This window comes from Brevibacterium iodinum ATCC 49514, assembly GCF_900169265.1.
In the GTDB taxonomy this organism is placed as follows: domain Bacteria; phylum Actinomycetota; class Actinomycetes; order Actinomycetales; family Brevibacteriaceae; genus Brevibacterium; species Brevibacterium iodinum.
The window spans coordinates 191,590-204,093 of sequence record NZ_FXYX01000002.1 but is presented as its reverse complement, the minus strand read 5'-3'; the positions used below and the strand labels follow the sequence as shown (position 1 = coordinate 204,093).

The 12,504-nt window shown below is 65.9% G+C and carries 12 protein-coding genes; all 12 read left to right on the top strand.

The features are described 5' to 3' along the window. Positions 1-26 precede the first annotated feature (26 nt). The 12 genes from pyrR to metK all read left to right on the top strand — a co-directional run bounded on the left by pyrR (position 27) and on the right by metK (position 12,495). Positions 27-578 (top strand): bifunctional pyr operon transcriptional regulator/uracil phosphoribosyltransferase PyrR, encoded by a 552-nt coding sequence (pyrR, locus tag BI49514_RS03720; protein ID WP_101544392.1) that lies wholly within the window; start codon positions 27-29, stop codon positions 576-578. Further along, the gene (locus tag BI49514_RS03715) at positions 575-1,555 is read left to right on the top strand and encodes an aspartate carbamoyltransferase catalytic subunit (protein WP_101544390.1); all 981 of its coding nucleotides are present in this window, start codon (positions 575-577) and stop codon (positions 1,553-1,555) included. Before pyrR ends, BI49514_RS03715 begins: the two co-directional genes overlap by 4 nt. Beyond that, a complete protein-coding gene (locus BI49514_RS03710; protein WP_101544388.1) occupies positions 1,548-2,861 on the top strand; it encodes a dihydroorotase in 1,314 nt (437 codons plus the stop codon). Before BI49514_RS03715 ends, BI49514_RS03710 begins: the two co-directional genes overlap by 8 nt. Further along, positions 2,846-3,340, top strand: a complete 495-nt coding sequence (locus BI49514_RS03705; protein WP_101544386.1) for a PH-like domain-containing protein — start codon at positions 2,846-2,848, stop codon at positions 3,338-3,340. The genes BI49514_RS03710 and BI49514_RS03705 overlap by 16 nt, the downstream gene beginning before the upstream one ends. Continuing rightward, entirely contained in the window at positions 3,337-4,497 is a 1,161-nt protein-coding gene (carA, locus tag BI49514_RS03700; RefSeq protein WP_101544385.1) for a glutamine-hydrolyzing carbamoyl-phosphate synthase small subunit, read from the top strand. Before BI49514_RS03705 ends, carA begins: the two co-directional genes overlap by 4 nt. A 12-nt stretch (positions 4,498-4,509) precedes the next feature. Continuing rightward, positions 4,510-7,785, top strand: coding sequence for a carbamoyl-phosphate synthase large subunit (gene carB / locus BI49514_RS03695; protein WP_101544384.1), 3,276 nt, complete (start codon positions 4,510-4,512; stop codon positions 7,783-7,785). Then, positions 7,785-8,630 carry an orotidine-5'-phosphate decarboxylase gene (gene pyrF, locus BI49514_RS03690; protein WP_101544383.1) on the top strand — a complete coding sequence of 282 codons (846 nt, stop codon included), beginning with the start codon at positions 7,785-7,787 and terminating at the stop codon, positions 8,628-8,630. Before carB ends, pyrF begins: the two co-directional genes overlap by 1 nt. 143 nt (positions 8,631-8,773) lie before the next feature. Next, a complete protein-coding gene (gene mihF / locus BI49514_RS03685; RefSeq protein WP_025777825.1) occupies positions 8,774-9,085 on the top strand; it encodes an integration host factor, actinobacterial type in 312 nt (103 codons plus the stop codon). 19 nt (positions 9,086-9,104) lie between these two features. Then, positions 9,105-9,668, top strand: a complete 564-nt coding sequence (gmk, locus tag BI49514_RS03680) for a guanylate kinase (protein ID WP_101544382.1) — start codon at positions 9,105-9,107, stop codon at positions 9,666-9,668. Beyond that, positions 9,669-10,016, top strand: a complete 348-nt coding sequence (gene rpoZ / locus BI49514_RS03675; RefSeq protein ID WP_101544381.1) for a DNA-directed RNA polymerase subunit omega — start codon at positions 9,669-9,671, stop codon at positions 10,014-10,016. Then, the gene (gene coaBC, locus BI49514_RS03670) at positions 10,013-11,293 is read left to right on the top strand and encodes a bifunctional phosphopantothenoylcysteine decarboxylase/phosphopantothenate--cysteine ligase CoaBC (protein WP_101544380.1); all 1,281 of its coding nucleotides are present in this window, start codon (positions 10,013-10,015) and stop codon (positions 11,291-11,293) included. The genes rpoZ and coaBC overlap by 4 nt, the downstream gene beginning before the upstream one ends. Further along, the gene (gene metK / locus BI49514_RS03665) at positions 11,290-12,495 is read left to right on the top strand and encodes a methionine adenosyltransferase (protein ID WP_101544379.1); all 1,206 of its coding nucleotides are present in this window, start codon (positions 11,290-11,292) and stop codon (positions 12,493-12,495) included. Before coaBC ends, metK begins: the two co-directional genes overlap by 4 nt. The last annotated feature ends 9 nt before the right edge of the window (positions 12,496-12,504 follow it).

Below are 12,504 nucleotides of genomic sequence, written 5' to 3'. Positions count from 1 at the left end.
GTCCAGAGAGGCGGAGAAGGGGAAATATGACACAGCGAACAGTGCTGGACGCCCCCGATATCTCCCGGGCGATCACCCGCATCGCGCACGAGATCATCGAATCCAACAGGGGCAGCGACGATCTGGTCCTCTTAGGGATCCCGCGCCGCGGAGTCCCGCTCGCCCACCGACTCGCCGAGGCGATCGCCTCCATCTCCGGTCGGCCCGAGACCGCAGGCGAACTCGCCGGCAGCCTCGACATCACGATGTACCGCGATGATCTGCGCGGCGGCTCCTACCGGGCCCCCGAGCCCACCACCATCCCGAGTGCGGGAATCGATGCGAAGACCGTCGTCCTCGTCGACGATGTGCTCTTCTCCGGACGCACCATCCGCGCAGCCCTCGACGCCCTCGCCGATGTCGGTCGGCCCGCCAAGGTCCGCCTCGCCGTCCTCGTCGACCGCGGCCACCGGGACCTGCCGATCCGTGCCGACCACGTCGGCAAGAACCTGCCCACCTCGAGCAGCGAACGCGTCAACGTCTCCCTGACCGAAACCGACGGAGACGACTCCGTGAGCATCTCGGGAGGCCGCGAATGAAGCATCTGCTCGACACCGCATCACTGAGCCGGGACGACGCCATCGGCATCCTCGACATCGCCGAAGAGATGACTCTGGTCTCCGAACGCGAGGTTAAGAAGCTGCCCGTGCTGCGCGGACGCACAGTGGTCAACCTGTTCTTCGAGGACTCCACACGCACCCGACTGTCCTTCGAAGCCGCAGCCAAACGCCTCTCGGCCGATGTGCTCAACTTCTCCGCCAAGGGCTCCTCCGTTTCGAAGGGCGAGAGCCTCCAGGATACGATCCAGACGATCTCTGCGATGGGCGCCGATGCCATCGTCGTCCGCCACTCCGGAGCAGGCACCGCCCACCGCCTCGCCCATACCGGGTGGATCGACGTCCCCGTCGTCAACGCCGGCGACGGCACTCACGAACACCCCACCCAGGCGCTCCTCGACGCGTTCACCCTGCGTCGGGCACTCGCCGGAGTCCCCGCCTCGGGGCCGGTGAAAGGGGGACCGCGCGGTCAGGGACTCGACGGAGCGAAGGTCGCCATCGTCGGAGACATCCTGCACTCCCGAGTGGCACGGTCGAACGTCCACCTGCTCGCCCTCCTCGGCGCGGACGTCCACCTCATCGCACCACCCACGCTGCTCCCCTGGGGCGTGGAGAACTGGCCGGTGACCATCCACTACGACTTCGATTCGGCGCTGAGCGCCGAGGACTTCGCAGCCGTGATGATGCTGCGGGTCCAGCACGAGCGGATGCACGAATCCTTCTTCCCCAACGAACGCGAATACGCCCGCCTGTGGGGACTGAGCGCGGCCCGTCTGGCCAAACTGCCGGAGACCAGCTTCATCATGCACCCAGGGCCTATGAACCGCGGCTTCGAAATCTCCGCTGTCGCAGCGGACTCACCCCGCGCCCTCGTCCTCGATCAAGTCGAGAACGGAGTGAGCGTGCGCATGGCGGTCCTCTACCGTCTGCTGACCGGTCAGGAGGAGACCAATGACTGATTACCTCATCCGCGGTGCCGATGTGCTCGGACGCGGAGCCGCCGATATCGCGATCCAGGACGGTCGCATCGTCGACCCCGAGCTGCTGGGCACTAGCGACTATGAGACCGTCGACGCCGCAGGACTCGTGGCCCTGCCGGGACTCGTCGACATGCACACCCATCTGCGCGAGCCGGGCAAGGAAGACGCCGAGACCGTGCTCACCGGATCACGCTCAGCCGCCTCGGGCGGGTTCACCTGCGTCCACGCCATGGCGAACACCGCGCCCGTGGCCGATACCGCCGGAGTCGTCGAACAGGTTCACCGCCTCGGCCGCGCCGCCGGATTCACCGAAGTCGTACCCGTCGGCGCCGTGACCACCGGACTCGAGGGAAAGCAGCTCGCCGAGCTGGGAGCCATGGCTCGCTCCGGAGCCCGCGTGCGGATGTTCTCCGACGACGGAATCTGCGTCTCCGATCCGCTGCTCATGCGCCGCGCCCTCGAATACGTCAAGACCTTCGACGGAATCATCGCCCAGCACGCACAGGAACCGCGCCTGACCGAAGGCGCACAGATGAATGAGGGAACGGTCTCGTCCGAACTCGGACTGCCCGGCTGGCCCGCCGTGGCCGAGGAGTCGATCATCGCCCGCGATGTGCTCCTGGCCGAACACGTCGGATCCCGGCTGCACATCTGCCACGTCTCCACGGCCGGCAGCGTCGACCTCATCCGCTGGGCCAAGGCCCGCGGGATCGCCGTGACCGCCGAGGTGACACCGCACCACCTCATGCTCACCGACGAACTCGTGCGCACCTTCGACCCCGTCTACAAGGTCAACCCGCCGCTGCGCACCGACCGCGACGTGCAGGCGCTGCGTGAAGCGCTGGCAGACGGCACGATCGACGTCGTCGGCACCGACCACGCCCCACACACCGCCGAACACAAGTGCAGCGAATGGACCGCAGCGGCCATGGGCATGGTCGGCATGGAGTCCGCGCTGTCCATCGTCGTCGCCGCCATGGCCGAACACGACTTCGACTTCGGCGATGTGGCCCGTGTGATGTCTTCGGCCCCGGCCCGCATCACCGGCGCCTCCGGACACGGCAGCCTCGAGATCGGGGCGAGCGCGAACATCGTCCTCGTCGACCCGTCCGCACCGCACCGCATCGAACCCGGCGACCACGCCACGAAGGGACGCAACAACCCCTTCGCAGGAGTCGAAGTTACGGCGCGGGTCACCGACACCTTCTTCTACGGCCACCGGGTCTTGGCCGCAGGGTCACTCGCCACACCCCACCCGGCAGGAGCAACATGGACACCACAGTAAGCACACTCATCGTCGCCGCAGTCATCCTCGTCGTGATCGTCGCGATCGCCTGGGGATGGAGCCGACGCAAACAGGCCCAGTCAGAGGTCGCCACCCCGCCGAAGCCCCATATGGGCATCAAAGCCGTGTCCGAACCCGTCGAAGGCTCCTACGTGTCGACGACGAAGGCCGGCCATCCGCTCGAACGCGTCGCCGTCCACGGTCTGGGCATCCGCACCACCGGGGAACTCGTCGTCACCGACGGGGGAGTGATCATGGACCTGGCCGGGCGCGAGGATTTCCTCATCCCGCGCCGCGACATCGTCTCCGTGGACACCACGAACGGGATGATCGGGAAATTCGTCGAACGCGGAGGCATCATCCGCATCACCTGGCACCTGGGCGACACCCTCGTCGACACGGGCTTCCGCACCCGCTACGCCGCATCCACCACCCCTACCGTCGACCGCATCCGCGAAATGATCGAAGAGGCACAATGAGCTTTTCCACCACCCCCGCCGTCCTCGTCCTCGAAGACGGCCGGACCTTCCACGGATCCGCCTACGGACACATCGGCGAAACCACCGGTGAGGCTGTGTTCGTCACCGCCATGTCCGGCTACCAGGAGACGCTGACAGACCCGTCCTACCACCGACAGATCATCATCCAGGCCGCGCCGCACATCGGCAACACCGGAGTCAACCGCACCGATGACGAATCCGCCCGGATCTGGGCCGCCGGCTACGTCGTCCGCGATGCCTCCCGCATCTCGTCGAACTGGCGCTCCGAAGGCGACCTGGCCGACCGGCTGACCGAATCCCGGATCGTCGGCATCTCCGGAGTCGACACCCGAGCCCTGACCCGCCACCTGCGCGACAAGGGAGCCATGCGCGTGGGCATCTTCTCCGGACCCGCCGCCGAGGCGCCCGACTCCGAACTCCTCGCCCGTGTCCAGTCCTCTCCGCAGATGGCCGGAGCCAACCTCGTCGACGAAGTCTCGATCACCGAACCCCGACTCATCCCCGCCCGCGGGGAGAAGCGCTTCAGCGTCGCCGCCGTCGACCTCGGCATCAAATCGATGACCCCCGAACGACTGAGCGAACGCGGAATCGACGTGCACCTGCTGCCGTCGACGATCAGCTTCGAAGAGATCCGGGCCCTGGGCGTCGACGGAGTCTTCTTCTCCAACGGCCCCGGCGACCCCGCGACCGCAGACGACCAGGTCGAACTGCTGCGCGCCGTGCTCGACGCCCGAATCCCGTTCTTCGGCATCTGCTTCGGCAATCAGCTGCTCGGTCGGGCCCTGGGCTTCGGCACCTATAAGCTGCCCTTCGGCCACCGCGGAATCAACGTGCCCGTGATGGACCGGACCACGGAGAAGGTCGAGATCACCTCGCAGAACCACGGCTTCGCCGTCGACGCTCCGCTGACAGGCGAGACCACCGCCCCGCACAAGGCCGACTACGGCCGGGTGACCGTCTCCCATGTGTGCCTCAACGACGACGTCGTCGAGGGACTCGCCTGCCTCGACATTCCCGCCTTCTCCGTCCAATTCCACCCCGAGGCTGCGGCCGGCCCGCACGATTCGAGCTACCTGTTCGATCGCTTCGTCGACCTCATGTCCGCTTCCCAGGCCGATTCGGCTGCCCAGGCCTAAGGAGAACACCCAATGCCACTGAGACACGACCTCAAATCCGTCCTCGTCATCGGCTCCGGCCCCATCGTCATCGGCCAGGCCTGCGAATTCGACTACTCCGGCACCCAGGCCTGCCGCGTGCTGCGCTCCGAGGGCCTGCGCGTCATCCTCATCAATTCGAACCCGGCGACGATCATGACCGACCCGGACGTCGCCGACGCCACCTACGTCGAGCCCATCGATCCGGACGTCATCGAGACGATCATCGAGAAGGAACGCCCCGACGCGCTCCTGCCCACCCTGGGCGGACAGACCGCACTCAACGCGGCCATCGCCCTCCACGACGCCGGAGTGCTCGATAAGTACGGCGTCGAACTCATCGGTGCCGACGTCGATGCCATCCAGCGAGGCGAGGACCGACAGAAGTTCAAAGACATCGCCGAGGCCTGCGGTGCCGAAGTGGCCAGATCCGCCATCTGCCACACTCTCGACGAAGCCCTGGCCGCCGCCGAGGAGCTCAACTACCCGGTCGTCGTCCGTCCCTCGTTCACCATGGGCGGCCTCGGCTCGGGCATGGCCTATGACGAAGCCGACCTGCGCCGCATCGCCGGCGCCGGCCTGTCCGATTCCATCACCCACGAGGTGCTGCTCGAGGAGTCGATCCTCGGGTGGAAGGAATACGAACTCGAGCTCATGCGCGACAACAAGGACAACGTCGTCGTCGTGTGCTCGATCGAGAACGTCGACCCCGTCGGCGTGCACACCGGCGACTCGATCACAGTGGCCCCGGCACTGACGCTGACAGACCGGGAATACCAGTCGATGCGCGATATCGGCATCGCCATCATCCGGGCCGTCGGCGTGGACACCGGCGGCTGCAACATCCAGTTCGCCGTCGACCCCAAGACCGGACGCATCATCACCATCGAGATGAACCCGCGCGTGTCCCGGTCCTCGGCGCTGGCGTCGAAGGCCACCGGCTTCCCGATCGCCAAGATGGCCGCGAAGCTCGCCGTCGGCTACTCGCTCGACGAGATCCCCAACGACATCACGAAGGTCACTCCGGCCAGCTTCGAACCGACCCTGGACTATGTGGTCGTGAAGATCCCGCGCTTCACCTTCGAGAAGTTCCCGGCCGCGGATCCGACCCTGACGACGACGATGAAATCCGTCGGCGAAGTCATGGCGCTGGGCCGCAACTTCACCACCGCGCTGCAGAAGGCGATGCGCTCACTCGAGCAGAAGGACTCCGCGTTCAGCTGGACCGACCTGCCCGACGTCTCCGACGACGACGTCCGCGAATCCGTCCTCGAAGCGATCTCGCACGCCACTGCCGACCGCATCCACTCGGTCCAGCGCGGACTCGCGGCCGGCCTGAGCGCCGAAGAGGTCTTCGACGCCTGCGAGATCGATCCCTGGTACCTCGACCAGATCCAGCTCATCAACGAGGTGGCCGCCTATGTCCGCGACGCCGACGAACTCGACGAGCAGGTCCTGCGGGTCGCGAAGAACCACGGATTCTCCGACGAGCAGATCTCGGGACTGCGCAGCCTCGACACTGGCGTCGTCACCGGCATCCGCCACGCGCTGCGCGTGCGACCGGTGTTCAAGACCGTCGACACCTGCGCGGGAGAATTCGAAGCGAAGACTCCCTACCACTACTCGAGCTACGACTCCGAGACCGAGGTCATGCCGCGCGAACGCCCGGCCGTGATCATCCTCGGTTCGGGCCCGAACCGCATCGGCCAGGGCATCGAGTTCGACTACTCGTGCGTGCACGCGACCATGGCGATCGGGTCCGCCGACTACGAGACGATCATGGTCAACTGCAACCCGGAGACCGTGTCGACCGACTACGACACCGCTGATCGCCTGTACTTCGAACCCCTGACTTTCGAAGATGTCATGGAGGTCTACCACGCCGAACTCGCCGCCGGCGAGGTCCTCGGCGTCGTATGCACTCTCGGTGGCCAGACCCCGCTGGGCCTGGCCGACAAGCTCAAGGCCGCGGGTGTGCCGGTGCTCGGCACCCAGCCCGAAGCCATCGATCTGGCCGAGGACCGCGGAGAGTTCGGAGCCGTGCTGGAGAGGGCCGGACTCACCGCACCCAAGCACGGCACCGCGGTGACCGCAGCGGAAGCCGCCGCGATCGCGGAGAACATCGGCTACCCGGTGCTCGTGCGGCCCTCCTACGTGCTCGGCGGACGCGGAATGCAGATCGTCTACGACCGCACCCAGCTGCTCGACTACATGGCCAGCGCCACGGAGATCTCGACCGATCGTCCGGTTCTCGTCGACCGGTTCCTCGAAGACGCCATCGAGATCGACGTCGATGCCCTCTACGACGGCAATGAGGTCTACATCGGCGGAATCATGGAGCACATCGAGGAGGCCGGAATCCACTCCGGTGACTCCGCCTGCGTACTGCCCTCGCTGACTCTGGGCGAGGACGTGCTCGAGCGCGTCCGCCAGGGCACAAAGGCCATCGCCGAAGGTGTGGGCGTGCGCGGATTGCTCAATATCCAGTTCGCGATCGCTGCGGATGTCCTTCACGTCATCGAAGCCAACCCGCGTGCCTCGCGGACCGTGCCCTTCGTCTCGAAGGCGACCTCGACCCAGCTGGCCAAGGCCGCGGCTCTCATCGCCGTAGGCCGCACGGTCGCGGATCTGCGCGGAGATCTGCTGGCCGCAGAGGGCGACGGCTCGACCCTGCCGCTCGACCATCCGATCGCCGTCAAGGAGGCAGTCCTTCCGTTCCGACGGTTCACCACCGTCGAAGGCAAGATCGTCGACTCGATCCTCGGTCCCGAGATGCGATCGACCGGTGAGGTCATGGGCATCGACCACAACTTCCCGACCGCGTTTGCGAAGGGACTGCTCGGGGCATCCGTGAAGCTGCCGACCTCGGGCACCGTGTTCGTGTCGGTGGCCGATCGGGACAAGCGCGCCATGGTGCTGCCGGTCAAGGAGCTCGTCGATATGGGGTTCGACGTCGTCGCGACCACCGGCACCGCGGCCGTGCTCTCCCGCTACGGGATCAAGACCACACAGGTGCACAAGCACTTCGAGGCCGACGCCGAAGACCGCACGGTCATCGACTACCTCACCGCGGGCACCATCGACATGGTCATCAACGTGCCGTCGGGTCGGCAGGAACGCGCCGACGGCTACGAGATCCGAGCCGCCGCGACCGCGAACTCCGTGCCGCTGATCACGACGCTGGCCGAATTCGCCGCCGCCGTGACCTCCCTCGAGGTCATCCGCGACTCGAAGTTCGACGTGCGCAGCCTGCAGGATTGGAACGCCTGATGTTCGGCACCCGACTGGCAGCCGCCATGGACGAGCACGGACCGCTGTGTGTGGGCATCGACCCGCACGAGCACCTTCTCGCCTCCTGGGGGCTGCCCGCCAGCGCCGCAGGCGTACGGGAGTTCGCCCTCCGCACGGTCTCCGAGCTCAAGGGCTCGGTGGCCGCCGTCAAACCGCAGTCCGCGTTCTTCGAACAGTACGGCTCCGCCGGAGTCGCTGCTCTCGAAGAGACGCTGGCCGCGGCCAAGGAAGCCGGACTGCTCACCGTCCTCGACATCAAACGCGGTGATATCGGGTCGACCATGGGTGCCTACGCGAAGGCCTACCTCGACCCCGCCTCCGCGCTGGCTGCGGACTCGATCACGGTCTCGCCCTACCTCGGATTCGGCGCCCTGGAGCCGGCCTTCGAACTCGCTGCCGCTCACGGCAAGGGCGTGTTCGTCCTGGCACTGACCTCGAACCCGGAAGGGGCAGAAGTCCAGCATGCCGTGAGAGACCGCGAATCGGTGGCCGGATCGATCGTGTCCCGAGTCCGGCAGCGCAATGCTCAGGCGCTGGGGGCACCCGACGAGCTCGGTCCCTTCGGACTCGTCGTCGGCGCGACCATCGGCACCGCAGCGCGCGATCTGGGATTTGATCCCGGTGACTGCAGGGGACCGATCCTCGCCCCGGGCGTCGGCGCACAGGGTGCGGGCCTGACCGAGCTGCGTGCCGTCTTCGGCGACCGGGCGCTGAAATCGGGACAGGTGCTCGGCGCCGCCTCCCGGGCGGTGCTCGGCGCCGGACCCGACGGTCTGGCCGAAACCGCCGCCGCGCTCAATCGTGCGCTGACGATCACCGACTGAACACCGGTTTCGGTGTTCCGTCGAAGGGCGGATTCCGGCTCGCCACGACACCAATTTCTGCTCATATCGCCTCTCGGCAGGGATTTTGTCTTAGACTGAGACAACTTCCCTACCTGCCCGTTCATGGTGACAGAGGAGACAAAGTGGCACTCGAACCGTTGACCCCGCAACAGCGTTCCGCTGCGTTGGACAAAGCGTTCAAGGCACGTCAGGCACGAGCCGAAGTGAAGTCGGCGCTGAAGACCGGCGATACCGATCTCGCGGCCGTGCTCAAGAAGGCAGCAGACGACGAAGCACTGGCGAAGATGCGTGTGCTCGATCTGCTCAGAGCTCTGCCCGGAGTCGGCGACCGGCGCGCCGAAGCCGCCATGGAAGAGGTCGGCATCGCCACCTCCCGTCGGATCAAAGGTCTGGGCGTGCACCAGAAGTCCGCCCTGTTGGAGAAATATTCCTGAGTGTGACAACCTCAGATCTGTGAATAATCGACTCACCGTCCTCGCGGGTCCGACCGCCGTCGGAAAAGGCACCATCAGCACCTATATTCGGCAGAACCACCCCGAGGTCTGGTTCTCCGTGTCGGCCACGACGCGACCCAGACGCCCCGGTGAGATCGATGGTGTCCATTATCACTTCCTCACCGACGACGCCTTCGACACCCTCATCGCCGAGGATCGCCTGCTCGAATATGCCGTCGTCCACGGACGCCACCGCTACGGCACGCCTTCGGCACCGGTGGAGGAGAAGCTCGAACAGGGGATTCCCGCGCTGCTGGAGATCGATCTGCAGGGAGCCCGCCAGGTCAAAGAGAAGATGCCCGATGCCCGCTTCGTCTTCCTCGCCCCGCCCAGCTGGGAGGAACTCGTCTCCCGCCTGACCGGTCGAGGCACCGAAACGGAGGAGGAGCAGGAACGACGACTGGCCACCGCGAAACGCGAATTAGCCGCCGAATCGGAGTTCGACGTGACCATTGTGAACGACCACGTTCGCACTGCGGCCGAAGAACTCCTATCATTGATGGGTATATCCACTTCCGATTAGATGGGAATCTCCTTGCCCGCACAGCCTGAAGGCATCACCAACCCTCCGATCGACGATCTGCTCAACGTCACCGGTTCGAAGTACGAACTGGTCTCGATCGCGGCAAAGCGCGCCCGTCAGATCAACTCGTACTACGCCCAGCTGCAGGAGGGACTGCTCGAGAACGTCGGTCCGCTCGTCACGCCGGGCACCAACGAGAAGCCTCTGTCGATCGCTCTGCGTGAGGTCAATGAGTCGAAGATCGTCGCCCGCGAGGTCTCCGAAGCCGACTTCATCCAGGCCGCGCCCGAGGCCGAAGCCAACGCTCCTGTGAGCAACGACGGCGCGATCGACTTCAGCGACCAGTGAGAATCGTACTCGGCGTCGCCGGTGGGATCGCCGCCTACAAAGCGGCACACATCATCCGGCGACTCCGGGAGCTCGACCACAGCGTCAAGGTCGTTCCGACGGCCAACGCGCTGAAATTCATCGGTGCCCCCACCCTTGAGGCCCTGTCCGGCCAGACCGTGACCACCGACGTCTTCGACGAGATCGACACCGTCAATCACGTCCGCATCGGACAGGAAGCCGAACTCATCATCATCGCCCCGGCGACCGCCGATCTGATTGCGAAGATCGCCGCCGGTCGAGCCGATGATCTGCTCACCGCCTCCGTGCTCACAACGACCGCCGAGGTGGTCGTGGCCCCGGCCATGCATACGGAGATGTGGCTCAACCCGGCGACAGTCGCCAACATCGCGACCCTGCGCTCCCGCGGCGTCCATGTCCTCGACCCTGCTGTCGGACGTCTCACCGGCCCCGATTCCGGGCCCGGCCGACTGCCCGAGCCCGAAGAGATCGTCGACTTCGCGCTCTCGGTCAAGGACGGCACCGCCGGCGACTCGGCAGCTGCGTCCACTGACCCCAGCGGTGATCTGTCCGGTCGTCGCATCGTGATCAGCGCAGGCGGCACGCGGGAAGCACTCGACCCAGTGCGATTCCTCGGCAACCGCTCCTCAGGCAAACAGGGCATCGCGCTGGCTAAGGCCGCCCATGCCGCGGGTGCAGCAGTCGAACTCGTCGCCGCGAACATCGACACCGGTCTGCTGACGGGACTGCCTGCGGGCATCACGATGACTCCGGTCGAATCCACTCTGGAGCTGCAGTCGGCGATGCATTCGGCCCAGGTGTGGGCTGATGCCATCATCATGGCCGCTGCCGTCGCCGACTACCGGCCGGCCGAGGCCACCGAGTCGAAGATGAAGAAGTCCGGAGACGACGGTCTGACTCTGCGTCTCGTGCAGAACCCGGACATCCTGCGTGGACTCGTCGACGAGCGCAGCCGTCAGACCAGCCTCCGCCATCAGATCATCGTCGGATTCGCCGCGGAGACCGGAGACGTCGCCACCGCTGCCCTCGACTACGCTCGAGCCAAGTTCGAGCGCAAAGGCGTCGACCTTCTCGTTTTCAACGACGTCTCCGGCGACCGCGCCTTCGGCCACGATGAGACCATGGTCCAGATCATCTCCTCCGATCGCGGCGAGATCGTCGTCGGCGAGGAATTCCACGGGTCGAAGGACCATGTTTCACAAAAGGTCATCGCGGCCGTCTCCGACCAATTCACCCACGTAGAATCGACAACGTGACACACACAAATCTGCGTTTCTTCTCATCCGAGTCCGTCACCGAGGGACATCCCGACAAGATCTGCGACCAGATCAGCGATGCGGTGCTCGACGACCTGCTCCGGCAGGACCCCAACGCCAAAGTGGCCGTGGAGACCATGGTCACCACCGGCCTCGTCCATGTCGCCGGTGAGGTGAATACGGCCGCCTACGCCGACGTCGCCGGAATCGTGCGCAGCCTCATCACGGGCATCGGCTACGACTCCTCGGATACTGGCTTCGACGGACACTCGTGCGGAGTCTCCGTGTCCATCGGCAGCCAGTCCACGGACATCCACTCCGGTGTGACGAATCCGCTTGACTTCCGCGAGGCCGTCGAATCCTCAGACCACGGCACCAGCCTCGGCGCCGGAGACCAGGGACTGATGTTCGGCTATGCCGACAACTCCACCGATGTGCTCATGCCGCTGCCCATCCACTTGGCCTCCCGGATGGCCGAGCAGCTCTCCGAGGTGCGCAAGTCCGGTCGGCTCGACTACCTGCGTCCCGATGGCAAGACGCAGCTGACGCTGGGCTACGACGGCGACGAAGCAGTGTCGATCGAGAACGTCGTGGTCTCCACCCAGCATTCGGCGGAGACCAGCCAGTCCCAGCTGCACACGGAGATCAAGGAGCTCGTCATCGATCCGGTGATCGCCAACTCCGGTCTCGACACCTCGGGTGCGAACATCCACATCAACCCGGCCGGTCCCTTCGTCACGGGCGGACCGATGGGCGATGCCGGTCTGACCGGACGGAAGATCATCGTCGACACCTACGGCGGGTTCTCCCGTCACGGCGGCGGCGCGTTCTCCGGCAAGGACCCGTCGAAGGTCGACCGTTCGGCGGCCTACGCGATGCGCTGGGTGGCGAAGAATGTCGTCGCCGCCGGTCTGGCAGACCGTGCCGAGGTGCAGGTGTCCTATGCGATCGGCCGAGTCGATCCGATGGGGCTCTATGTCGAGACCTTCGGAACGGAGAAGGCGGACCCGGCGGCCATCTCGGCTGCCATCCGCGAGGTCTTCGACCTCCGGCCTGCGATGATCATCCAGGAACTCGACCTGCTGCGCCCGATCTACTCGCAGACCTCGACCTACGGCCACTTCGGCCGTGAGCTGCCCGATTTCACCTGGGAGGTCGCGGACCGCGCCGAGGATCTGCTGCGCGCCGTGTCCTCCAGCTAGTCTGCCGTC